The following is a 24,098-nucleotide window of genomic DNA, read 5'->3' as shown; positions in this document are numbered from 1 at the left end:
CACGGGTCGCAAGAGTTGGCGAGGTGCAAGGGCTGGTTCGTCTGGTTCAGCTATGGACGAACGGGGGCCGGGGGTAGCCGAAAATGGGTCCCTCGAAGGCAACGCCCAGCGTCAAGCTCACAGTTCACCGTCCCGAAGGCAGACTCAAGTTCGTTGTTGAAAGATGGCCATGTGGGTCATAGAAGACGGTGGCGGGTCGAGGTCTGAGACACTGAAGAACGAAATGGATTTCGATCAGCCAGGCGAACAGCTCGCCGAGTTGTAGGATTAACCCTGTCAGACCGCGTCAATAATTACCTGTTGATCTGCTAGGCGGCAGATCAGACGATGTCATTATGACGCCGACACCCTTCGACCCCTCAGGCCCGTGACCCTTCTCCACCCCGCACTGTCGATCGCCGCCGCATCGCCAATCTTCAGCGCGGGCGTGGACGACTTTACGCAAGTGGAATCGTGGCTGACGCGGGAACTGGCTGCCGGACACCTTAGCACCCGCGAGGTTGGTGACCTGTTCGAGGTATTCGTCGAAGCGCTATTGCGGACTTATCCAGTGATCGGCGCGCGAGAGGTCTGGCCGCACGGCCGGATTCCGGAGCGCGTTCGCGACATCCTGCGGCTCGGCTCCAACGACCGCGGCGTAGACGGGGCATTCTTGACAGATGACCACGAGCTTGGTGCCTACCAGGTCAAGTTTCGCAGCCAGACGGACACGCTGTCGTGGCGGGACCTATCCACTTTTGTCGGTCTTTCGGAGTTTGCGAAGCGTCGGCTAGTGGTCACGACAGCGGGTGGAGTAGCACCCGAGGCGCAGAGCCGTCCGAATCTGAGTTCGCTCCTCGGGAGTGACCTCCGCGGCCTGTCACCTGAGGACCTGTCGCGCATCTTCACGCTGATCCGCGCCGGCGTTGTGTTGGCGCGGGAGCGACCCCACCCCGCCGCTCACCAGGACGCTGCGGTTCGCGCCTTGGTGGACGAGTTGACCGCAAATCCGCGGGCAACTGCGCTGATGGCGTGCGGCAGCGGCAAGACCTTCGTCGGCTTGTGGGTGGCGCAGGGCCTCCTGACACTGGACTCAACGGCGCGTATCCTGATTTTGGTACCGTCGCTCGCGCTGGTCTCCCAGACGCTGAAGGCGTGGTCACTGGCGCAGCCCTGGGGCGGCGCATTCCATTCCTGTTGCGTCTGTTCCGACGAGACTATTGCGGACGACGACGAAATCGAATTGAACCCGAACGAACTGCCGATCCCAGTCACTACGCAGCCAGATGAGATACGTCGCTTCCTGACAGGTTCCGGCGTTCGAACGGTCTTCTCGACCTATCAGTCCTCGGAACGCGTCCGCGAAGCGGTCGAGAGCCTCGGTGGCTTCGAGTTCGACCTGGCGGTTTGCGATGAGGCCCACCGCACGGCGCGCGCCGGCCATTCTGATTTTACGCTTCCGCTGGATGAGGAACGTTTGCCGATCCGTCGTCGGTTGTTCATGACGGCGACGCGCCGGATTTTCGCGCCGAAGATCAAGAAGACTTCTGTTGTCCACTCCATGGACGACGTCCCACTCTATGGACAGATAGCCTATTCTCTTAATTTCCGACAGGCCGCGGACCTCGGCATTATTTGTCCGTACAAGGTCCTCATCTCGGTCGTGACGAAGTCGGAACTGGCGGAATACATCCAGCAGACCGGTGTCCGAATGGATGGACGAACCAAGGCGTTGGAGGAGATCGCGGGGCGCTATGTGCTGTCGCAGGCTATGGCCCGGCTTGGGTTACGCAAGGCGTTCACCTTCCACCAGACGGTGAAAAGTGCGGCGTCTTTCATCTCTCCCGGTGAATTCGGCTTAGAGCGTTTTTTGTCGGACTTCACGTGCCTCCACGTCTCCGGCTCTATGAGAACTGCGGATCGAGAAACGCGTATGGTCCAGTTCAGGGGTGACAACCCAGCGATCATGTCGAACGCGCGCTGCTTGAACGAGGGCATTGATGTTCCCGCAGTCGACCTTGTGGCCTTTATGGACCCAAAGCGTTCGATGGTCGACATTGTTCAAGCGATCGGACGCGCGCTGCGCAAGCCTCGGCACAATTCAACGAAGACGTACGGCTATATCCTGCTACCCGTCTATATCGACGTCGAAGACGGTGCGGAAATCAATACGGCGGTCAATGGATCGGAGTTCAATGACGTTTGGTACGTCCTTCGGGCTTTGATGGCGCAGGATCTTCAATTGACCGAGACCGTTGAGAAACTCAGGGTAAATCAGTTGCGCAATAAGTCGTCCGATGACGCCAACTCACTCTCGGGATTCCTGCAAGTGATCGGCTCCTCCGACGTGGAGGACGTTCTTCAGTCATCAATCGCGGTAAAAGTCGTCGAGGAACTGGGCGAGTTCGCGCGCCTTTACGCACGAGACCCGCAGCCCTACGTTGCCATCGATGACATGGAAGAGAGGGTGCAGGCGTTTCTGGAGCGGCGATTCGGCCAAGAGATCAGGATCAGTCGAAAGCGCGGCGAGACGGTCGACGGCTTGGTCGATTTCTCGATCTCTTGCTCCAATTCGAAGGTCTACATCGAGAAGTACACCTTCTTCAACGCCGTCACGCCCGAAGACCGCACCCGACGGTATTTCGTGATCTGGAGTGAATATTCACGATATGGCTTCGTGATTCCGACATCCGTTTTCGACGGCTTTCTGACTGTTGAGAACAGCACTCGCAAACCGAATGAGAAATACGATTGGAACGTGTTGACCACCTATGGGCCGCACGGCGACTTCCTGAAATTCAAAAACGAACTGCTTGACGTGACAAATTATCGAGTGGACTACCTAGAGAGCCATTAACCTACCCTCTCGCCACGTGATTGGTTATCTGCCATCACGTTCCTCCCCAAGCGACGCCCGCGACGGCTGCAATGGCTCCAGGCAAACTTCCGAGTAAGGTCCCCGGGCTGGGAAGACCCACCGGAAGAGGAACGAAGCAAATCATCAGCCAGAGCGGGCAGGGTGGTAGACGCCGGGGGGTAGCCAAAAATGGGTCCCTGGAAAGGGTAGCACAGCAACTAAAGATCCTTCGTTGCGAGACCCTTCAAGCCATTCCCCTGACTGTCGCAGCTTCTCCACTTGTAAGACGAACGTCTGCTTTCGGCCAAGTAGCGGACGACGATGCCGCAGTCCGCCATGTCGCCTAAGGGCCAGAAGCTGCCATCGCAACCACGCGGCGATTGGTCAGCTAAGGGCGGTTATCGTACTTCAGTTCGAGGAGGGGCAGGGAGGTCAGCGAAGCGCCTAAGCGGAACAGCTATCTCGCCTACCTGTGTCAGCGAACTGGACGGATGCTCTGTAAAATCCTGCTAAGTCTCTGTTGCCTAACATCTATTTCGCTGATCGACGTGCAGGTATCTCTCTCAACGTTTCCGTGTATCCTTGTCGAACGAATAGCTGGTGGCCGCACGTCCGCTAGGGTCGTTTTACCGGAGGGGAGTAATGCGCAGAGTACTGGTACTCACGGCTGGAGTACCCCTGTTCGCGTTGGGCGGCGCGTATGTGGTTTTCGCAATCTGGGACCGGCTCATTCGGTCTGAGATAGTCTCTAACGGCACCCTGAGTTGGTTTCCTACAATAGCGATACTATGGGGCTGTGCGTGCATCGCAGCCGGAGTCTATTTCTTCAAGTCGGAGAAGAAACATGCAACGCGTCGGAAGCGCAAATAGGCCGCGCCGTCTCGCCCGCTGGCTCTGCTTCCCGGCATTGGCCATTCTATTTTCGCTCAATGTCGGACAAGCCGCGGAGAATCCCAACGCGCTATCGTCGTATACAAAGCAGTTAATTGATTTGATGAATCTCTTTGAGAAGCTCGATAAGGCCACGGCCGACCGCATGGCTGCTAACGAGCGGTATCTGATGGCAAAGGCGATGCTTAGGTTGTCAGGCGGGTTCTATCGCCTAAAGGAAGACAAGGCGCGCTTCGCGCGCGCGGTTCTACTAGTCATTGATTCACCACGGTCTGCGTATGACCCAATGATCTATGAATCTTCTGTCTTGTTGCAAAGAACCCTGAATTGTTTGGCGGCGCAGTTCCGCAAGGATGGTCCGCGCATCGGGGCTCTTGTGGGCTTCGACGGACCTTCGGTCGCGAGGCAATTCGAAATCCGGCTCGATGCAAAAGCGCGCACTGTCGATAAAATCGTCAACGAACTCGGCCTCGATCCAGCAGCCCCCGATCTAAAGGAAGTTGTCGTCAAGGATGCTGAGACTGCTTGGGACACAGCCGATGCGCTCTATCGCAAGTCCGTCGAAATCGCACATTCTCTCGACTCTTCGGTAGTTCCACCTGATCGCCCATTTTGCGAGTTTCCGCCATCGTAGTTGGGTACTGTTCGAGGTTCCCGATTTCCGGTGAATGCTGGAGTCCGCTAAGGGTCATTAGCTGCGGTTGGGGTGATCGCCCCCTTTGTCCGCTTCAGCACGGATAGCCGACATTTTGTGGTTCGGTTACGTCGCCTGAGCGTGCTGTGATGTACTCATACTTTCAGTGCCTCAGCTTCTGCCGTAGGAAGGTGAATAGCGAGATTTCGATAAACCGAAATAACGCTTGCTCCGTCGGGCAAAACAGTGGTTGATAGCGTGCTGGTAGTGAAATTGGAGCCAGCACCGTGACTGACGAATACGAGACCTCCTCAGAGCTATCGAAGATAGCCAAGCTCAACGGAGACTTCAGGAGGAACTACGGAGCGCTGCTCGGAGCCTTCCTTTATCTGCGCTCGATCAATGCCGCACGCCGCCGTTCCTGGTTTTTTGCCGGCGTGATCTCGCTCGCTTGTTCAGCGGCGATGGGCTGGCTTGGAAAGCACGGCTTTTCTTGGCTAGTCGGCGGATAGTCCCGTGAAGATGCTCGGTTCCAGGCGTCTTCGCACGCGGCCGACCGCTCGGCTACCCAGCTCGGAGGGTAGCCGAAAGAGGGCCCCGGAAAGGGATGCCTGAAAGACATTCACTGATCAACACGCTCTATCCAATGTGGCTGTACCGGCGGCCAAGAGATCTCCTCGAACTCTGCAAGGAGGCGCGCACCGTACTTCGGCTCGACACTCATGGCCCAACCGATCAGTCCGCGGATATGGTGGTACAATCCGGATACGGATAGCCGTCGGTTCTGAGCGTGTACGGAAGGACCATGGCACCGGAGAAAATAAAGGTGCAGGCGAAGCATGTCCTTGAACTCTCTTGGGAGTCTGGGGGACGGTCCATCGACGAGCATACCGAGCACGATCCGCCGTGTGCCCGGCCCTCTAATCACCGTTTTTCGTAGATTGGGATTGAAACCCTCGCGCGAGAGCTCAGACAACACGAGTCGTTTGAACCGCTCGACATGGGATCTATCGGGTCCTTTTCCGCAGGAAAAGGCAAGATCGTCTGCATATCTAGTATAGCGCATCCCGTGCTGTGCCGCGAGTTTGATGAGCCTTTCATCCAGCTCGCGCATGACGAGATTCGACAGCATAGGACTTGTGGGGGCCCCCTGAGGAAGAACGCCTTCGTATTCGGAATGGTAATACGGAATCGTCAACCACCGCGTGACCGGATCTCTTTGAAGGGCTTCCTTGAAGAGCGGCATCGTCGTCAACCTCGCCAGTTCGAAAGCGAGAAGTCGAGGATAGCCGAGCCTATAGAACATCGCCGAGACACGTCCTTCGGTTATTGAGTGAAAGAAATCCTCGATGTCCACTTTGAGCAACCATTCGCATCCGCAATGTTCTTCAGCCGCGAGAACTGGACTACTGTTGGGATGATAGGCGAAGCTCGCGCGAGAGGGCTCGGAAAAACGAAGTATGTTCTGTGCAATCCATTGTTGCACCTGGAGCAACCGCTTTGGCGGGATGCTGATGACCCGGCGCCGGCTCCGCCCGGGAATACGCTTTCGAAGGTGAACATGGCGGTATCCGCCTAAGATTCGGCCAACCACCCGTCGCAAGTAGCCGTAAGGCGCTCCCGTCAGCTCGCTCAGATGTCGAAGCGTTAGAACTGGCGTTAGACGCGGATCGGAGCGTTGAATGCGTTCGATCGTCGCGATCGCCCGCTCGAGGGTCGTGGAATCTATTCCCAGACGACGTCCTCTGGACCGATAGCGCTGAGAGCTCAGCAGGGACACCTACTTTGACCCACCATGGTGGGTGATACTGCGAGGCTCGACCAAGACGCCGCCAGGCGTGTCTCGTAGTAACGCGCAGCGCGAAGATAACGCTCCGCTTCGCGGACATGGGAAATCCCCTGCCCCAGGCCCCCGAGGAGCCCGTCGCCGCTCTCGCGGCGCATTCCTAGACGCCCTCACCGAGCCCTCAGCTGCGTCGGATAGTAGAATGGCGAATTCACTTTGGGAAGCTCCGGTGCGCGTCGCCGGCGTCGATGCAAATGCGCAAGCTCCTGCCGCCCCAGCGAGGTAAGTCCGTTGTGGCGCGATGTCCATCTTGCGATTCGCGTGTATCCTAAAATCTCGTCGACCTGCGAAAGAGGTAATCCCGACTGCACAGAGATGTCGGAAGGAGACCGGGCACCTGCCTTAATCGCGGCCAGCACCATCAGGGTCGTGATCCACCGCTTCCCTGTCGGATCGGCCAGATATTCATTCGCATTCTTGATTTGGAGCAGTCTCGTTGCGCGATCGGCGACGGTTTCCATGGCGGTCGCCGGAAAACGCGTCTCAGCTCCGGCCGTGCTGCGTTTACGGAACAGCGGCGTCCATCCCCTGGTCCTGCTATGGAGGATCGGGGGCGCATTGTTGGGCATGCCGTGGGCGAACGCCACCAGAGCTCCGCCGTACATGAATCCTAAGGGATGCGGGTGACCTGGGGGGTAACGGCGGCAAAGCTCTATAATGCTCTGCAACTGCGCGCCCGAGAACGTATTCCAAAGGTTCGGAGAACCGGCGATTGTCGCGACCTGGGGCTTAAGACGGCTGGATCGCACCTGGCTGAGACCTTGCTCCGTGGCACAGTACGCCACGACGTTGAACGTGACGAGATGATACGATCGCCAGCTGCGAAGGGTAGCCACTGCTCGGAATGCTTCGAGCATTTCCCACACTCGCTTTCCCGATCCTATGAAGTCCGTGACGATCACGATATTACGGATTCGGTCGCGCCGCATGCGATCAGGCCCAGGATGAGAGAGCACTTCCCCGTCGTGGTGTCGCGACAAATCCGTGATGAGATTTCCGACGAGACCTTCACTTCCCACTTCCTGGTCCGCAGGATTTACCAATATCGGAGCGACGCCCGGCCCGACCGCCCTTCCTCTCTCCGTGTTCGGGAAAAAAGGCAACGCCCTCCCGCTAGCCTTGGCGACCGCCCTCTCCGAGAATAAAGCAATCGGCCTGTCCGGATCCTCGCGATTACGCAGAATGGTCTCGATCAATGACCGGAGCCCACGGGCGAACGCAGTTCGACTCACGAGAAGGATTTCATCAATAAGGGCAGCCGCGACTGCACGGTCCGCTTCCTCGCTGAAGTTCGCCAGCCACTCCTCGCCGAATGGCGTCTCCGATAACCTGCTCATTAGTTGCTACGTTCCGACCTCTGAGCCATAAGCCGGCTCAACGATAAACCGACAATGCTCCAATCTTGTCAGGTGTACAATGTGGGGCGGGTCTTGTTGACGGGCGCATTCGCGAGACGGCAATCGATTGGCCATTCGCGGCCGCGAATGGCGCGCGCTCCCTGGCCATCGCGCATCAAGCAGTGGATAAGGCTAAGCAGGCACTCGGCGAATGGGGTCCCATTTTGGGTAGGACTACGGCGCTCCAGACCTACGACCGGCGTATGGTGAAGGACACGCTCTACGCTGACTGGTATATCCACATCACGAAGCTTGCCCGCGCCCAGGAGGCCGGGGCGGGGGCTAGCCGAATTGGGACCCCCAAAAGGGTAGCACCGCAACTAAAGATCCTTTGCTGATCGATCCTGTGAATTCGGCTTTTCCTCTGGTTCGGCATCGTGCGGACCTCGCTTCCTGTTCCGCGCGAAGTCCAGACCGGTTTGCCCCGATAATCCCGTACCTGCCCTCGGCTTCTTCCCGGAGCTAAGGCCGCTCACGTTCCGCAAGCGGCCTCATTTTGAAAGCTGTATATTGGCTTGAGTCAGGGGCGGCTATCGCCTGCCGGGAATTGCAACACCGGGCATGCCGCCGGGGCTAATGGCGGGACCTCCGCCACCGATCGGAGCCTGCCCCATGCTGTTGCGGAGCGCTTGTTGCGCAATCTGGTCCCGAAGTTGCTGCGCCTGCTGTTGTGCCGCAAGCGCTCTCTGTTGTTGAAGACGTTGTTGCTCCTCGGCCATGCGACGCTGGGAGTCAATTTGCATCTGCTGGAATCTTCGGGTGTTTTCTTCTATTTCCGCCCTTCTCTTTGCCTCCTGTTCGGCAAGGGCTCTACGCTGAGCTTCTGCCATCTCCTCCGTCTGACGACGGTTATACTCATTCAAGGCCGCGCCTCGGGCGGCAGCTTCTCGCTCAGCTGCAGCTTTCGCGGCTTCCGCGTGCGCCGCGGCTTCTCGCTCTTTTTCAATGGCCACCTTCGCGTTCTCGAAAACAGCTTCCGACATTGGGTAGTCAGTCCTCTTCGTCACGAGCTTGCCGTCCTTCTGATAAGTCCAGATCAGAAAGCCGTCTTCGGCCGCGCGATCCATCTTGCTGGTCATCGGTGCCAACTCAGCGGGCGGCGAACGCACGAAGTTACGAACAACTTCGTCCATGTTTTTTCCAGAGCCGATGATCTGCACGTTGCCGCTGTCGCCGAGTTGCTTCACCCCCTCGGAGTTCTGGTAAACGCGGACCCGGATTAGATAGCCATCACCATCTGCCTTGATGAAACTCTGGGCGAGCGTCTTAGATCGCTCGACAGCCTTGTCCACCTCCGCGCCGATGATCCAGTCCTGGAGCATGTCTCGCAGGTGGGTTGCGAAGTCATCGAAATGCTCCGCCGAGAGTGTTGCGCCAGCGCCAGACGTCACGGCCGTTACCTGCGCTGTTACCTGGAATGGGGTGCTGAGGGCAGTGAAACACAACAGCGCCCCGACTTTGAAAAAGCGATTGCCGATCCCAAACACGCCGAAATGCAACTTCATATTCGTCTCCCTTTGGTCCCTCATGCGCACGCTTAGGCTCCACGCCAGCAACGGCACGAAAGCCGCTCAGGACGGTGATCTTTCGACACCGAGCTACGATGCGCGAGACGAGGGTGCCAGAATCAATGAGCCGGCGCCCTTAGCGTATGAAAATTTTCACTCTTTAATTTTTTAGAGACGCTCTGAACCGGGATATCGAGAATCGAATGTTTCTTGATTGGGCTTAGGAGGCGGAGCAGGACAGACCTTCAGAAGGCGCGTCATTTGTTTAGATGTAAAGAAAATGCAATCGACGTTCTTCTGATCGATCCACTCGAGGGAAAACACGCCTTGTTTGTCTTCGCGCTCTGCCCATTTTCGAAGTCGAGCTACTAGCTTGCGCTCTGTCTCGTCATCCCCGTTTATACCAAAGAGCGCTGACGCAATTTGCTTATGAAACGGCTGAAGTTGCGCGAAGGCGACGCCGCTCTTGGCGTTGCCGTGCAGATGTATAGCTAAACTAGCGATATAGAAGCGGCGGTCTCGCTCAATGAATCGCCCATATTGTTTTGGCCATTCATAATCATAGGCACGATCCAAAGCGACAGCAGTCGAGAGTTTTCCGGCAAAGTATTGGCAATCTTCGTTACGCGATTTAGGGCGAGATGTGTTGTTACTAACCGCAGGATCCCACCAGTCGTCGCGAATGGAAAGCATTCTTCAAATTCCAAAGACTTTTGCCACACTGAGAAAGCCAAAAAATATGCTGACGCACGCTCCGGTGGCGCAAACTATCGCAATAGAGCGTCTGCGAAGTAGACCGCTTCCCATCTCAACATTCAAGGGTCTGTTCAGCAATCTCCGTCCGGACAAGCGGGGCAGGTATCGCCGATCGAGTCCAGTACGTCCCGAACCTCGGAGACGGCTTGCTCCGCAGATAAGCCTGCTGGCGGATCTTGTCGTGCGATTTCCAGCGCTCGGTTGCGGGCGTGAGGTTCGGCCGTGTCCTTCATCCAGCCATGCTCCTCGCACTCTCGGATTGCGCCAGCTTCTTGCAGCACTGAGATCGCCCACCCCCGCGACGTCCGAATTGCCGGCCGTCTCTCTCTCGTCATCAGCATGAGATCGCTCCTGCGAGAAGAATCCTCCCGTCCCTTGGTCGTTCCGCGCGATTAGCACGTACCAGGGATTCCGTATCGACGAGGCTGGGCTCGTCCACTTGTTCCGCGCGCGTGCGCAGAACCTAAGCTGTCGTCGCTGGGTCTTCCTTCTCGCCGGTGGCCACGATCTTGAGCGCTCCGTCGGGTAGCGGCCGTTGCAAGGCCTTTGCTTCATCCCAGGGAGCCCGAAGCCAAGCGTCGTATTCTTCGGCCGTCGTCAGAATCGCCGGCATTGCTTTTGGGTGGACGCGCTTCACCTCCGCATTCGGTTCGCAAGTCAGGAAACCGAAAATATCGGCGTTCACTTCGCCTTCCTTTGCCTTCCGAACGGATGTCCAGTTCGTCCAAATGCCCGCGAAGGCGACGAGGGGCCGGGACTCGTCGAGGGCGAACCACACCGGCACCTTCTTGCCCTCGATCGTGTCGTACTCGGAGAACGAGGTCAGCGGGACGAGGCAGCGATTGCCCGGACCGAGCCACCGCTTCCAGTGCGCGCTACTGACATTCCGGATATTAGTTGTGCCGCTGTCCGGCTCCGTCCGGAGCAATTCCTTGAAGTCGACCGTCTTGCCCTTGGCTTCCAGTTTTTCAGCTCGCTTCTTGGTCGCGTCCATAAGTGCCTTCTGCGACGATGGCATGCCCCAACGGGCCATGACGATCTCTCGTCCATCCGAGGCATTGCGGACAATAGGAGCCGGGTAGTCAGGGAAGATCCCCGGCATGCTTGGCAGATTGCCGACGTTGCTATTGAGCGCGCCGAACAGACGACGGATCGCGTCCACATTTTTCGTCATCGAGTACAGATTGCACACGTTCAGGTCTCCAAAGGTGCTTGGCGGGGACGGGGCCTCAGTTGCAGGAGGGTCGCGGCCGGACGTCGGCCGGCCTTAGCGCAGTTGCTGCAACGAAGCCGACTGGCGAGGTCGTGGACCGATGTAGTTGGAGGATGCCGCAACGTGGCCAGGTCGACGTCCCTCTTGGTCTTGCAGCGTGAGCATTCGATTTCAAGTGATGAGTAGCCACCATTCACGGCTTGGTCGATCGTGGGCGACGGATCGATCGGTCCTCCATCTGCCCACATCTTCTCGTTCCAAGATTCGCACAGAAGCTTGTCGGCCTGACGGATGAGAGCTTCGCCCTTGGCACGGACTTCAGCCGACTGCGACCCGAGGATCGTGGTCATCGCGCGGGCCTTGCTAAGCTCCTTACTGAGCGCCTTTCGGTCGCCCCCGGAGAGCGGGGTCGGATGGTGCTTAGGCGCCATCGCCCTTAGTCGAACGTCGGCCAGCAGCCATCCTCTTCGTGACGGCCGGTCCGCTGGGTGCAGGTGTTGTCCAATGTTCGGCGGCCGACCTCCTTCCAGACCGCGTCCGCACCGTAGAGGCGGGTGGCATCGACCCTCTGGATCTCCACCAGCCTGCCGCACCGGCTGCAGCCAACTCGCAGGATATGGTGCGGAATTTCGCACAGCCGCTGCGTCCCTGCGGGGTGCCCGGGTTTCGTCTCTGCACGACGGTCGTCCAGGAGAGCCTGCCAGTATTCCGGCGGCAGGTCGTCCTCTGGCGCCAAGCCGGGGGCCACTGGCATGTTTCTGCGGACGGCGGCGGTCATCTTTTCCATCTGCTTCGGGGTCGGCATGCGCCAGCTCGCGGGTCGGTCGGTTATGCCCAATTAGAACATATCGGGAACAAAGGAGTCGATCCCCCTTCGAAAAAATGATCCTGTGGGCGCTTTCGGCCGGTCGGAACCGGGCGGATCGTTCGTCTTGAGTCTGTGCGTCCCGAAGCAGGAGTTCTGCGTAAATGGCACCGCGCGCCAACTGGAAAGGCTTCCTGCATTGTCTCTGGTTACTTGACCGGTGGCGCTTTACCCCGCCACATCCGAGAGCGAGAAGATCTCGTTCAACCAGCTCAACCGGCAGACCGGCCACCGTATCAAGTACCTGAAGGTGGACGCAGACACCGGCGACGAGGTGCCCAACGAGAACATCGTCAAGGGCTACCAGATCGAGAAGGACCAGTTCATCGAGTCACCAAAGAAGAACTCGAAGAGATCGCGCTGGAATCCACGCGCACCATCGAGATCGATGAGTTCGTGGACAAATCCGACATCGATCCGCGCTACCTTATCAGGCCCTATTACCTTCGCCCGGATGGGAAGGTCGGTCACGACGCTTTCGCCGTGATCCGAGAGACCATCCGAGAGATGAACAAGGTCGCGATCGGACGGGTGGTACTGACCAGTCGCGAGCACATCATCGCGCTTGAGCCGATGGACAAGGGTCTCGTCGGCACGCTGCTTCGGTATCCATACGAGGTACGCAGCGAATGGGAATACTTCGACGAGATCCAGGACTTTCTTGTGAGCGCGATGGGCCGCTCCAAAAGCTTGCTGCAGTGCAAAAGTCAAAAGGAGTTCGTAACGCAGGCCGTCCCCCACAACCGAACCGTGCAGCTTTAGTTGGGGTTGACTGATTAGGTGTGCCCGGTATCTTTGCAGATGGCAAACGGGGGGTACTTCATGAGTCAGAGCAAAATATCGATCATTCCGCTGGCAGCCGCGCTCGCTTCGCTCGGGACCGCCGCAACCGCTGCTGTGCCTGCTTCGACCGGCGTTGTCGCTCAGCCGACGGACCCAGAGCAGGCATCCGCCGAAAAGTCTCAGTCCAACATGTTCTATCAAGTTGGACATGACTTACTGGGCTTGATCGTGACCGAGCGCGAGGACGGCACGCTGTTCGCAGCCCACGGTTCACATTCATCCCACTCCTCGCACTCGTCCCATTCGTCTCACCACTCAAGTCGCTAGAATGGCGGCAAAAACCATCGAATTCGATCAGGCGACCCAATCGCTTGAGGCCTTGAATGCTGCTGCCTACAGATTGCTTGGTTCGGCGATCTGTAAGGTCGAGCTGGTTGGGACGAAGTATGTGGTCTCGGTGGAGGCGCCTACGCCGGGCGCAACCAACGCCGACGACTTGAGCCAGCGTTTCATAGCCACCGTTATCGACGAAAACGTCAGGCAGCAGATTGCTCGACGAACCGAGCCGGTACGGAATCTCATCTTGGCCCTCGCGTTCGGGTCGCTTGCTTACCCACAGGGCGAAAACTCGTAGCAGAAGATGTCTCGCTTCTTCCCACCCGGCGATTTTCATGGAAGTGAAGCGCCGTTGCAACTTATGCCGCTTCGCTTTGAGCGGAAGAGCGCCACGGAATATCTTGTCTCCAACATCGTTGGTGACTTTATCCGCCTCAACGCGAATGAATTCCAGCGGCTGATCGACCTCCAACTGCAGCCGGGTGATGGCCTGTACGAGCGAGCGTACTCGGCTCACCTAGTCTCCCGAGAGGGACAGAGCGCGCAGCATCAAATCCTGGCTATGCGGCTGCGAACTCGGATGTCGTTTCTGCGTCAGCCGACAGCACTCCACATGTTTGTCGTCACTCTCCGGTGCGAACATTCGTGCCCTTATTGTCAGGTATCTCGACAGAGCACAGATCACTCGCTTTTCGATATGAGTGAGGAGACGGCTCACCGCGCGCTTTCCATCGCGCTTCAAAGTCCATCGTCTCACATCAAGATCGAGTTTCAGGGAGGCGAGCCACTTCTGAACTTTTCCTTGATTCAGAAGGTCGTTGAAGCTGCAAAACGGGAGGCCCCAGGCAAGGGCAAGGAGGTTGATTTCGTCATTGCGTCGAACTTGGCGCTGCTGACTGACGAGATCCTTTCGTTTTGCAAGGCGAACCATGTCTCTCTATCAACATCGCTGGATGGGCCGCCGGACCTTCACAACCGCAACCGTCCGAGGCCGGGTGGAGATAGTCATGAACTCGCCATCCAAGGAATTAAGAAGGCTCAAGCAACATTGGGGCTTGATCGCGTCAGCGCGCTGATGACGACCACGAGGCACAGTCTTGACCGTGTCGAAGAGATCATTGATGAGTACGTTGCGCACGGACTGGATGGCGTCTTCCTAAGGCCATTATCGCCATACGGCTTCGCGATTAAAACCAAGCAGTTTCAAAAGTATGACTCTGCCGAATGGATGGGCTTCTATCGGCGCGGGCTCCGATACATTCTCGATCTGAACCGCAAGGGTCGCAAGTTCTTCGAGTTCTATACGCTCCTGCTCCTGCGGCGAATCCTGACGGATCAGCCCATCGGGTATGTCGATCTCCGAAGCCCTGCGGGCATAGGGCTGGGCGCTCTCGTTTACAACTACGACGGCTTGGTTTTCGCGTCTGACGAAGGACGCATGCTTGCCGAGATGGGAGATCGCAGCTTTGAGCTGGGCCACGTCGTGGACAACGACTATCGTTCCCTCATTCTATCCAACAAGCTTGTATCGAACGTTGCTGCGTCACTCAGTCAATGTGCGCCAGAGTGCCACGACTGTGTGTATGAGAGCCACTGCGGCGCTGATCCGGTCTATCATCACGCCACTCATGGCGACCCCCTGGGCATCAAGCCGCTTTCCGGCTTCTGCCAGCGACAGAAGGGGGTGATATCCACCATACTCGATCTGCTTGACAACTCCCCGGAGGACGCGGCCGTGCTCAGGTCATGGAGCATGATGTGATGCTGCCGCTTCGTGGCACTGCATCCTATGTGCGCGGATTCGAGACGCCGCACCCTTCAGAGGTTGTTCGTCTGGCTGCGCCGACTAGATCGCCACGTCACGCGGTTGATGCGGCCGTAATCAAAAGCTCAGAAGAGATTGGAACCGCCGTCAAATCCGGATTCACGAAGGCCGTGTTGGTGGGAAATCACACCACCATCCCTGGAAGTCAATTCCGTGATCTCTTGGTGGTCACGCCCGAATATAGCTATCTGGCGGACGGGGACTTAATTGGGCTGCAGCCTCAAACAGGGAAGTTCCGGTCACTCTATCGACGCGAGTCAAATCATAATTCGTTCTTAGTAACCGAACGATGCAACCATAACTGCTTGATGTGTTCGCAGCCGCCGCGAAATGTGGACGACAGATGGGTGCTGGAGGAGATTAGTCGCGCGTTGCCGTTTGTGGACCCTACAACGAAGTCCTTTGCGTTCACCGGCGGCGAGACTCTGACTGATTGGCGGGAGTTCATAGATCTCCTCGCGCAATGTAAGTCATCTTTGCCTGATACCGCCATTCATGTCCTCACAAACGGACGAGCCTTTGCACGAACAGAGGTGGCCGCTGCTTGGGCAGATTTGCGACATCCCCAACTGACCGCTGGCATACCTATCTATGCCGCTGTGGACCACATTCACGATTACGTAGTCCAAGCTAAAGGTGCATTCGACGAGACGGTCCTTGGCGTGCTAAAGTTAAAGGATCGCAAACAGCGGGTGGAAGTTCGAGTTGTCCTCCACGCTTTGACGGCTCCAATCGTCGCGGAGACATGCCGTTGGCTTGCGCGCAACCTTCCCATTGTGGATCATGTCGCTTTGATGGGCCTTGAGAACACCGGATTCGCAATCGCGAACGATGCAATGCTCTGGATTGACCCACTCGACTATCAAGATCAGCTTGCCGAAGGAGTGGCCGCCCTCAATTCGGCCGGGATCAAGGTTTCGATTTACAATCTGCCTCGGTGCGTGCTGCCTCGAACTATTTGGCCTCAGGCAGTTCAATCTATCTCAGATTGGAAGAACGCATATGTAGAAGCGTGCTCAGGCTGTCTAGAGAAAGAACGCTGCAGCGGCTTTTTCACGACTGGTCGGCCACGCATCAGTCGGGGAGTTTCACCGATTTTAGGGGCTACTTCGGCCTAAGTGATTAGCTCGGGACGGCGGCGTGTGAGTCAACAAACCTTCGCATACGATCTCCGTGAGTCATAAGTCGATCTCGCGATGAGGGCCGGCGTATTGCGGAGCCCAGCCGGGGGGTAGCTGAATTTGGGTCCCTGGAAAGGGTAGCACAGCTCGCGAATTGACGCTCCGAGAGCAGTCTTTCCGGTCGCCAGCTCTGAGGTATCAGCATGTACGAATGATCTGGACCAATTACAGTCCAGCGTCCTGTTAGCCGTCGATCCGACGTCTGGAGGACGAAAATGGGTTTGGGGAAGCAAGCGAAGACGCTGGCCAAGGGGCAGGCTGAAGCCATTCTCGCCTATCTCTCGACTACCAGATACCCCGAACGAGACAGGCTAATCTTCCTGCTCTCGGCAAAGGCCGGGCTTAGGGCGAAGGAGATAGCTCACCTGACTTGGCGGATGGTGTGTGACGCGGCTGGGCAGGTCGGCCATGCTATCCACCTGACCAACGATGCAAGCAAGGGCACGTCTGGCCGCGTGATCCCGATGCACCCGGCAGTAAGAGCCGCGCTCACTGCGTACCGGAAGACCACGGCAACAGCGACCGGAGACTACGTGATCGGCACAGAGCGATCCCCCGGTACGTCACCGCAGGTCGTCGTGAACATGTTCCAGCGTTGGTACCGACACTTGGGCTTCATCGGCTGCTCCAGCCACAGCGGCCGACGGACCTTCATTACCGGCGCGGCGCGAAAGATTTCTACTGTTGGCGGATCACTCAGGGATGTCCAGGCTTTAGCCGGACACTCCAACCTTCGGACGACACAGCGATACATAGAGGAGAATGCAGACGCGCAGAGGCGGGTGGTACAACAGCTTTGATGGATCTACTGCGACAGTCCCGGGAGAGGTTGGGGGTCGCAACTGGAAGAGACCAAATAAAGGTCGATCGAGTACGCGTGATCTTGAACGGCGGCTTAGCGCTTTCCCCGCACTAGCATCCTCCATACCGGCGACACCCCATCCCAATGACGAAGTCGCCCCTTGAATCGCACCCGCACCCCAGCTTCCCTAAGTCGCTCGACGACCAGATGCAGTGCGATCACGTCAGCCTCGGCCAGCTCCACGCAGCCACGCTTTCGGGACCACGTCGCCCCCGGGAAGCGAAACAGGTTGTGCTTCAACCATCGGCCGCCGCGCTCCGATAGCGGCTGCAAATCGACCTGTGCGCCTTCCCGGGGTCGTAGGCCGACATCCGGCCTACGGAGCAAATCCGCAATCCAACCCATCGAACTCAGCGCCACTTAGACCCCGTTGCTTTTCGACCATGTTCCTGCCCGACAAGATAAGCGAGAACTGCATATCTAAACCGCGAGCCTAGCGGCCATACTGCGATCGCCGATCGCGTGGCTCTTGTATAGATAACAGGAAATCTCAGCGTCGTGCGCTACACCGTGACCTCTGAGCAAGAGCAATCGCGGAAACCCCGGTGGGCTGGCACATCGGTCGGAGCGTCAGACTCATCGTCCGGCCCACTCCTGGAAATGAACGACCTAAGCAGGCAACGGTCGCTAAACGAAGCCTGACGAGAGACGGGAAAGCTTTAGACCGTCGAGGGTGGCATGGATCGTCGGATCGGTCTTGCCGCGATCCTGCGCAGACAAGCAGAGGAGTAACGGGGCTCACCGCACTGCCGGCCCCGACCACGATGGTGGTTCTTCTGGTCCGATGCTGCCGATGCCGTTAGACGCACGGGTCACTTGCCGGCAAGGCAAAGTGATGACCTTCTCCGTAACCGCACATTAAATCTCGACGACAGCCGGGGTCCGACCGCCTGTTGGTTCGTTCACCGACGGCAATTGGTAGATGACTAGCATCTCTTCCGACTTGTTTGGACAATTGCCTAGCACGTGAACCGTGTCAGACCCGGGGGGTATCTGAATCTGGGTCCCCGGAATGGGTAGCACAGCTGCTCAAATGATACTTCGCTCAAGGCTCCCTGTAACTGCCCGGTGCTTCATTTTCGCTGATAATGGATGATTTCGTCGACCCGACATGCGGCTCGGTAGATCTGGCTCCGGTGTTTCTCCGCGTTATCTCTCTTTAAGCATTCGTGTATTATCGGTCGGACTTTTTCGATCTCTTCGAAATCGTTGGGTAGACCATGAAGTGCGTAGGCAAAGGCGCTGAGATCGACGTCGTTTTTGGGAATTTTGATCTTGCCCGCTCGCAGATCGTTCAACATCGTTTTTGGCTTTCCGGTGTAAATCTTATAGGCCGACAGCGTGCCGCGCAGCCGTTGTACGATAGCGTCGCGACTAGACGGCATACACGCCGAAAGTTGGCGCAAGTCCTCAACCAGATCATCGATGCTCATGGAAAGCTGGCGCACGTAGTGCCAAATTGGCATCCACTTCCGTTGGTAGTAGGCTTGGGCGTGCAGATAAGCCAACGGATCCCTTACTTGATTGTCATCTAAGAAGTTTTCGACAATCGAGTTCGGCGGAATATTGTCTCGCACGACGTGGATTCTATCCCGATCCGCAGCCGACATCGGCTGCACATCCCCAACAAGTCGCAATGTGGGAGCGCCTTTTGTTTGCGAGAAGTCTCCTTCTCGAACGAATTGGATCGAGGGAAGCAGTTCTCGGTCTATGACGAAACTGCCTGTCCTTCCCGTCACCTCACCGGTATCGAGATCGATAGTGGCGCCTGCGCCGGAGGCCACGCGACTCATTCTCCTGCTAAATTCGGCGACCGCGCGAGCCTCTCGCGCTTCGATAATCGCCCTCATCTCTCCTGGCTTGATCTGCCGCGTTTCACCGACATACCGGAAATACACGGCACCCTCACGAAGGTCGCCACCCATTCCTTTGAGGACGATTATCGGCGGCCTTTCATGCTTCTCTACGTGAAGCACTCCGATCTTCCTGCCTCCAATCACATGTGAGATGCGCGTTACCGTCGGAACTGGGTCGAGAAAGCTCACCAAATGTGAAGTCAGCAGCGCTGGATCGAGTGTTTCGAACTTGTCGTCCGACATGCCGTCAACGATGGTTGCTTCATTTCTGATTCCGAACAGAATGTGCCCGCCTTTGTTGTTTGCAAGCCCCGCGATGGCTCTAAGGATTTTGCCACTGACGGCGTAGTTGAGTTTGCATTCAACGGTGTCGGTCTCGCCGTGTCGTACATGCCAACTGCTCTTGCGCTTCTCGAACAAGGCATCAATAAAGTCAGACTCAGTGGGCGATTGCGGGCCTTTTGTGTAAATGGCGGCGTGCTCTGCATCCCACTTAGTGATGAAATCTGCCAGTTCATCGTCGGTAGCCGCAGCGACGTCCTTGGCGTAACTGCCGTCCTTGATCTGCGCAATACGACCGGAGCTGATCAAACGGTCGGCGCGGTTGAAGTAGAAATGCACCTGATCGTTCTTCATGCCCTTCGCGAGCATGGCTCGTGCCAGGCCGACTTCGACATCGGTCATGTTTCGCTTTTTGGTCATGTCCTCCTCGGATCTCAGCTTCGTTGCTAACCGCTTGCCAAACGGGTTCTTTGAATCTCTTTGCAGGTGGATGCGCAATTGTCCCCAGAAATGTATCGCGAATTGCGCGTCAGCGCCTACCGTAGCCGCAGTTCAAGATCGCTACCGGGAGTAGCTGAAAAAAGTCTCCGATGAGATGCTTTCGGCGGGTCCCAAGTAGCTAAATAACGCGCAGGCCTTTGCGTCTTGTTGGATGGCCACATGAGCATCCCTGCGACCCGGAGTTTTACAGAATGCCACCGGCTACGGAAGGCATATGGTCTTCTATTGCTACATTACAGACCAAGCTCGAATATCCAATCCATCAAACGGAGCTTGAACGAGACATCGATCCTATCCAAGCCGTTCATCAATCTTCCGTCCCATTCAAGCAGCTTTTCCCGGCTAGCCGATCCCTGCAATTGATGATCGGCGGGTACTCGCGGCTGGTATCCGACCGAATGGAAGATGGGTGGTCGGCATATCTCGTGACCTTCGTATTTGATCATCTCCGCGGTCCACGTGCATCCGTCGTCGGCCAGATGCGAGATGAGGTCCAACGAGTTTACTCGACCTTTGTGACTAGGACGCATCGCAAGCCCAGGGCCATCCCCATCTACCAGCTTCCCGTCCTGATCGCGGTGGCGGACCTTCCGGTTGCTAAGTCCGCTCGCTCGAACGAGCCCACTTCGTGCAATGGCGGCCTGCATTTTCATGCCGTCTTATTGGTCCCACCGCTCACCCGCTTGAAGGAGCCCCTAGCCGAGCATTTCAAGAACCAAGCGGACTTGTATGCCGGGCCGAGGAAGCTGGTAGCTCGCATCCACGTCCAGCCGATAACCAGCACGCCGGATTGCGTGGTCGAATACGTGTTCAAAACGGTACTCCGCGGACGAATTTCCTATGACGATGCTCTGCTTGTATTACCCCGAGCTAATGGCGAGCTCCAATGAGCCAGCTGGCTCGGACGACTTCGCCCAGCTGGCTGAGTCCTCAGTCCTCCTCGGGTTGGAGGATGACCGGACACGTACCGAGGCCGACGACCGATGGGATTATCCAGCCCGGTTGGTCGGTCCGTCAGGCCGCCGACTTCAGACTCCGAGATCCGCCTGTTCGAGCCGAAACGCGAGCCCAACCATGTTCAAGGCTGCCACTCGCATGATCACGTTCGGCGCCGGGTAGCAGTCGATCGTCCGAGAGGGGTTGGACGGATCACGGACGACCATGACTACCCTGACGATGCCTCCGCAGCGATCGACAGCATGCTGGAGGTGCCGGAAAAACTCGCGCTTGGCTATCCCGTTCGTCCAGTCTCTAGTGTCTGCCTTGTGATAGACCATCGCTCCCGCCGGTCCTTCAAGCTCATCTTTCCAGAGGCTGACTGCTGCGGTCGACCCGTCAGCGGAAACCCCGGACCACCGGTTCATGGCCGAGCGGACGCCGTACCGGCCGAATGCTGATGTTCGCGTCATTGCAATACTTCCTTTCTCGATTTGGGTGGGTTGGACAGCAGAAGAGAACGGCGGGGTGTCATCAAGAATCAACTGTGCCGACGTGTCGCGGTTTTACTCGGTAAAAACATTGGTCCAGCGTGGTGCTATATCAGCGCCACGAAGGCCACAAACATGTGCCCCCTCCAGTAGGACTCTACGTCACGGAAGCCGGCCAACACCAAGATCTCTCGCAGCTCCCGCTCGGTCATTCTGGTCATCTGACCCCGGAGGCTGCTCTGCTTCTCCAAGATCTCTTCCGCGCGGAAGCCCTGCCTGCGCTTGAAGTCCATGTAAGCGGCCTCCGCGTCGCTTTCCTGACGCGACGTCTCTGCCAGCGTCTTCTCCGCGATGAGGAGCGCACCCCCTTCGACCATCGAGCTCCGGATGCGCTTAAGCAAAGGCAGCTTGTGAGCCGGCCGCAGGAACAGAAGCGTCATGATGCAGCATGCCAATGAGACATTGTCGAACGGATGCGTCAGCGCGTCGCCGACCTCGCAGCGGAAGTTCATGAACGAATGCTTCTCCCAGCAGGGACGAAACCGCGGCTCGATGTCGATGCCGAGATAGTCTGCGTCCGGCCGCGCCGCTTGGTTTACCCGCCGGATGGCTGCTAGCGTCCGCCCGGTCGAGCAGCCGACGTCGACGACCGTAGTCTCCCGCTGGACGTATGTGACCGACCGGTCGACGGTGTAATCGACCAGCTGCTGGAAGCCGGGTATCGACGCACGGATATGAGCGTCGAAGGTTTCGGCGTAGTCTCCAAAGGAGAAATCTTTCTTGGGCCGGCACTTGGTCATTTCAGGGTCTCTCTGTAGGGCTTCAAGATCTTCCGGTGGATGCTCTCGGCGATCGCCTCGGCTACGAAGGGAGTGACCATGCGGCATATCCTTTCCGCCGCTTGCCCGAGCGTGCCGGTGAGCGCGTAATCGTCGGGAAGGCCGGTCAGGCGCTTCAGTTCGGGGATAGTGAACTTGCGGTCGTGCTCGGGATGGATGGCGCCGGCCAATCCGCTCGGTTGCTGCCCCGTGACCGTCAGCGTCGGCGCGGGCAGATCGTAAGAGCACCGCGTGAGCGTATAGTTGCCGGTGACCTGAAGGCCCACGTGGTTGGGCCGCAACAGCCGGGCCGGGCTCTTCGGTAGCCTGGCGGCGGCCGTCGCGATCGTGGTCGTCCGCGCAGAGGCGATCCACGGGCGAACGTCTTCGTGTGACTGGTTCAGATCAGCGAACGCATCTCGAACCGTGGTGCCCGTATGTGTCGGGTTGGGAAACAGCAACGACGCCGCGAACTCGCTCGTGATCCCAACGGCTTCTGCGACGTCCTTTCGAACGGCCAGGACGAACAGCCGGCGCCGGGTCTGCGGAACGCCGAAGTCGTTCGCGGATAAGACGCGCCATGTCACGACGAATTCGGCGCTCAGCATCTTGAGCAGGGCTTTGAAGATCGCCTCCCCGCGGGAGGCGAGCGCAGGCACGTTCTCCATCACGACGACCTTCGGGCGGGCGATCAGGGCGAACCTCGCGAACTCGAAGGGGAGCATCGAGATGTCCTTTTGAGTTCGGTCGGAGTACGCTTTCAGCACGCCGGGCTCTGTCGGGCCGTTTCCCGCGGTGCTGAACTCTGAGCAGGGTGGAGAACCGTCGAGCAGGTCCAGTTCGCCAACCAGCAGGCCGATCATTGCCAGGAAAGCGATGACGTTCGCCCGATCGCGAACGATGTCGCGGATGTCCCTTTTATCGATAATGGTCCCGGGAAAGTTGCGTGAGTAGGTGCGAGCGGCTTCCGCGACGAATTCGTTGATTGCCCGGACGTCTCCGCCCGCCAGCCTGTACCCCATCGAGGACCCGCCGCCGCCCGCGAACAGCGAAACGACCGTGAAGCGCTTGCGCAACGACGCCGCATTCACCTCGGCCATCGTCGGGCGACCGACGTTGGCGCCCCGAGCCTGGATCACGGTCGCCTTGCGAAGCGGGGGAGCCGCGGCCAGTTCATTGAGGTATTGGTCCGGATTCGCGCGCACCTCCGACGCCCAGCGCTTGCAGAGCGCGCTCAAGGTCGCGTACTTCGTCTCAAACCGATTGATAATCGGATCGTCCACCAACGTCCTAAAAAGCTCGTGGACGCCGCCGCCCTTCTGCAGCTTGACGCCCTTGGCGACCAAACCCTGAGGAAGGCGGCGAAAGGCGTCAGCAAAGATCTTTCTGATGATGGGCTTGTCGAGCCGCGACAGCTCGTCGTGGGAAAACTGGCGAAAGAACCGGCGCACCGGTTCGGCCGTGGAAGGGTCGACGAGCCGTTTGCCAAGTGCCGAAGCGATCCGGGTAGCGAACCAGAACGTGTCGGGGGAGCCGGCCGCGTCCGATTTCGCATACTTTGAGGCTCGCAAGGCGTCGAAATGCACTTGCAACTCGGCGCAGGAGAGCCCGGCCCGCTTGAGCCCAGCCATTTCCATAATGTCTTCGCGGGTATTGCCGTAGTGATCGTCAAAGTTCCAGCCCGTGAAGATCTCGCATTCCGCCACTTCGGGGATGACGTGAGCGATCGGGTATGTGACCTCGAACTGGGTCTTCTTCGAGCAACCGTGTTGGATCGCTAACCGCAGGAACGCCGCTCTCAATCCCCCAGTCGGCACGCGAACGATCCGAAGTGGCCAGCCCATGTGGCGGGCTATCGCTTCTGCGGCCGGCCGCTCAACCGAAGGGATGCCATCAAGTTCATAGGTGTAGGCGACGACTCTTTTACCGACCTCCTCACAGAAGTAACCAACGACGAAGCTGTCGGCACCGCCGGACAATAGGAGAGCGACTTGGCTGCACGAACTCCGTGCCGCTACTTCGGCGCGAAGAATGGTGCGAAGATCGTCGCTCATCGGATGGTCGGCCTTTCCGTCCAGTTCTCGTCCCCAATCGAGCAGGTCCAGCCGTCGGCGCGCTGGTCTGCATGCGGATTCCGATCGATGTCGCCCAGGATTCCGAGATGATCTCGCCCACCATTCCGATTTGAAGTCGCCCACCCGTTCCGAAATGATGTCGCCCACCATTCCGGGATGATGTCGCCCGGGTGACGAGGCCTCTTCTGGCTCCCATAGGGTCAACT

General features: G+C 58.0%; 21 protein-coding genes and 1 pseudogene. 10 read left to right on the top strand and 12 right to left on the bottom strand.

Annotated features, from left to right (window positions below):
* Window positions 1-367: 367 nt before the first annotated feature.
* The 3 genes from IVB26_RS37190 to IVB26_RS37180 all read left to right on the top strand — a co-directional run bounded on the left by IVB26_RS37190 (window position 368) and on the right by IVB26_RS37180 (window position 4,873).
* Window positions 368-2,836 carry a DEAD/DEAH box helicase family protein gene (locus IVB26_RS37190; protein WP_247969821.1) on the top strand — a complete coding sequence of 823 codons (2,469 nt, stop codon included), beginning with the start codon at window positions 368-370 and terminating at the stop codon, window positions 2,834-2,836.
* Window positions 2,837-3,680: 844 nt separating this feature from the next.
* Window positions 3,681-4,361: a hypothetical protein gene (locus IVB26_RS37185; protein ID WP_247969820.1), complete on the top strand. Its 681-nt coding sequence runs from the start codon at window positions 3,681-3,683 to the stop codon at window positions 4,359-4,361.
* Between the two features lie 287 nt (window positions 4,362-4,648).
* Window positions 4,649-4,873, top strand: coding sequence for a hypothetical protein (locus IVB26_RS37180; RefSeq protein ID WP_247969819.1), 225 nt, complete (start codon window positions 4,649-4,651; stop codon window positions 4,871-4,873).
* A gap of 110 nt (window positions 4,874-4,983) precedes the next feature.
* On the opposite strand, the gene IVB26_RS37175 is transcribed toward IVB26_RS37180, so the two are convergent.
* The 8 genes from IVB26_RS37175 to IVB26_RS37140 all read right to left on the bottom strand — a co-directional run bounded on the left by IVB26_RS37175 (window position 4,984) and on the right by IVB26_RS37140 (window position 11,886).
* A complete protein-coding gene (locus IVB26_RS37175; protein ID WP_247969818.1) occupies window positions 4,984-6,141 on the bottom strand; it encodes a reverse transcriptase family protein in 1,158 nt (385 codons plus the stop codon).
* Window positions 6,142-6,317: 176 nt separating this feature from the next.
* Window positions 6,318-7,544, bottom strand: a complete 1,227-nt coding sequence (locus IVB26_RS37170) for a phosphoribosyltransferase-like protein (RefSeq protein WP_247969817.1) — start codon at window positions 7,542-7,544, stop codon at window positions 6,318-6,320.
* A gap of 590 nt (window positions 7,545-8,134) precedes the next feature.
* Window positions 8,135-9,109, bottom strand: coding sequence for a hypothetical protein (locus tag IVB26_RS37165; protein WP_247969816.1), 975 nt, complete (start codon window positions 9,107-9,109; stop codon window positions 8,135-8,137).
* 171 nt (window positions 9,110-9,280) lie between these two features.
* The gene (locus tag IVB26_RS37160) at window positions 9,281-9,805 is read right to left on the bottom strand and encodes a hypothetical protein (protein WP_247969815.1); all 525 of its coding nucleotides are present in this window, start codon (window positions 9,803-9,805) and stop codon (window positions 9,281-9,283) included.
* Window positions 9,806-9,939: 134 nt separating this feature from the next.
* A complete protein-coding gene (locus tag IVB26_RS37155; protein WP_247969814.1) occupies window positions 9,940-10,209 on the bottom strand; it encodes a hypothetical protein in 270 nt (89 codons plus the stop codon).
* 122 nt (window positions 10,210-10,331) lie between these two features.
* Complete coding sequence (locus IVB26_RS37150) at window positions 10,332-11,060, bottom strand: SOS response-associated peptidase (RefSeq protein WP_247969813.1); 729 nt, start codon at window positions 11,058-11,060, stop codon at window positions 10,332-10,334.
* Window positions 11,061-11,062: 2 nt separating this feature from the next.
* Window positions 11,063-11,512 carry a hypothetical protein gene (locus IVB26_RS37145; RefSeq protein ID WP_247969812.1) on the bottom strand — a complete coding sequence of 150 codons (450 nt, stop codon included), beginning with the start codon at window positions 11,510-11,512 and terminating at the stop codon, window positions 11,063-11,065.
* Between the two features lie 5 nt (window positions 11,513-11,517).
* The gene (locus IVB26_RS37140; RefSeq protein WP_247969811.1) at window positions 11,518-11,886 is read right to left on the bottom strand and encodes a hypothetical protein; all 369 of its coding nucleotides are present in this window, start codon (window positions 11,884-11,886) and stop codon (window positions 11,518-11,520) included.
* A gap of 164 nt (window positions 11,887-12,050) precedes the next feature.
* On the opposite strand from IVB26_RS37140, the pseudogene ku reads away from it, so the two are divergent.
* The 6 genes and pseudogenes from ku to IVB26_RS37110 all read left to right on the top strand — a co-directional run.
* Window positions 12,051-12,615 (top strand): annotated as a pseudogene (ku, locus tag IVB26_RS37135) (non-homologous end joining protein Ku); the annotation flags it as partial.
* 153 nt (window positions 12,616-12,768) lie between these two features.
* Window positions 12,769-13,056 carry a His-Xaa-Ser repeat protein HxsA2 gene (hxsA2, locus tag IVB26_RS37130; RefSeq protein ID WP_247969810.1) on the top strand — a complete coding sequence of 96 codons (288 nt, stop codon included), beginning with the start codon at window positions 12,769-12,771 and terminating at the stop codon, window positions 13,054-13,056.
* A 1-nt stretch (window position 13,057) separates the two neighbouring features.
* The gene (locus IVB26_RS37125; protein WP_247969809.1) at window positions 13,058-13,363 is read left to right on the top strand and encodes a hypothetical protein; all 306 of its coding nucleotides are present in this window, start codon (window positions 13,058-13,060) and stop codon (window positions 13,361-13,363) included.
* 6 nt (window positions 13,364-13,369) lie between these two features.
* On the top strand, window positions 13,370-14,827 hold the full coding sequence (gene hxsB / locus IVB26_RS37120; protein WP_247969808.1) for a His-Xaa-Ser system radical SAM maturase HxsB: 1,458 nt from the start codon (window positions 13,370-13,372) through the stop codon (window positions 14,825-14,827).
* Window positions 14,827-16,008 (top strand): His-Xaa-Ser system radical SAM maturase HxsC, encoded by a 1,182-nt coding sequence (hxsC, locus tag IVB26_RS37115; RefSeq protein ID WP_247969807.1) that lies wholly within the window; start codon window positions 14,827-14,829, stop codon window positions 16,006-16,008. Before hxsB ends, hxsC begins: the two co-directional genes overlap by 1 nt.
* 278 nt (window positions 16,009-16,286) lie before the next feature.
* Entirely contained in the window at window positions 16,287-16,871 is a 585-nt protein-coding gene (locus IVB26_RS37110; protein WP_247969806.1) for a tyrosine-type recombinase/integrase, read from the top strand.
* A 1,135-nt stretch (window positions 16,872-18,006) separates the two neighbouring features.
* Here IVB26_RS37110 and IVB26_RS37105 read toward each other — a convergent pair.
* Window positions 18,007-19,473: an AlbA family DNA-binding domain-containing protein gene (locus tag IVB26_RS37105; RefSeq protein ID WP_247969805.1), complete on the bottom strand. Its 1,467-nt coding sequence runs from the start codon at window positions 19,471-19,473 to the stop codon at window positions 18,007-18,009.
* 290 nt (window positions 19,474-19,763) lie between these two features.
* Between IVB26_RS37105 and IVB26_RS37100 the strand changes: the two genes are divergently transcribed.
* A complete protein-coding gene (locus IVB26_RS37100; RefSeq protein ID WP_247969804.1) occupies window positions 19,764-20,462 on the top strand; it encodes a hypothetical protein in 699 nt (232 codons plus the stop codon).
* Window positions 20,463-20,600: 138 nt separating this feature from the next.
* On the opposite strand, the gene IVB26_RS37095 is transcribed toward IVB26_RS37100, so the two are convergent.
* The 3 genes from IVB26_RS37095 to dcm all read right to left on the bottom strand — a co-directional run bounded on the left by IVB26_RS37095 (window position 20,601) and on the right by dcm (window position 24,042).
* Window positions 20,601-20,981 carry a patatin-like phospholipase domain-containing protein gene (locus IVB26_RS37095; protein ID WP_247969803.1) on the bottom strand — a complete coding sequence of 127 codons (381 nt, stop codon included), beginning with the start codon at window positions 20,979-20,981 and terminating at the stop codon, window positions 20,601-20,603.
* 125 nt (window positions 20,982-21,106) lie between these two features.
* Complete coding sequence (locus IVB26_RS37090) at window positions 21,107-21,799, bottom strand: methyltransferase (protein WP_247969802.1); 693 nt, start codon at window positions 21,797-21,799, stop codon at window positions 21,107-21,109.
* Complete coding sequence (dcm, locus tag IVB26_RS37085; RefSeq protein WP_247969801.1) at window positions 21,796-24,042, bottom strand: DNA (cytosine-5-)-methyltransferase; 2,247 nt, start codon at window positions 24,040-24,042, stop codon at window positions 21,796-21,798. The genes IVB26_RS37090 and dcm overlap by 4 nt, the downstream gene beginning before the upstream one ends.
* Between the last annotated feature and the right edge of the window lie 56 nt (window positions 24,043-24,098).

It is taken from the genome of Bradyrhizobium sp. 195 (assembly GCF_023101665.1).
Taxonomy (GTDB): Bacteria; Pseudomonadota; Alphaproteobacteria; order Rhizobiales; family Xanthobacteraceae; genus Bradyrhizobium.
This window is presented reverse-complemented; position numbering and strand designations above follow the sequence as displayed.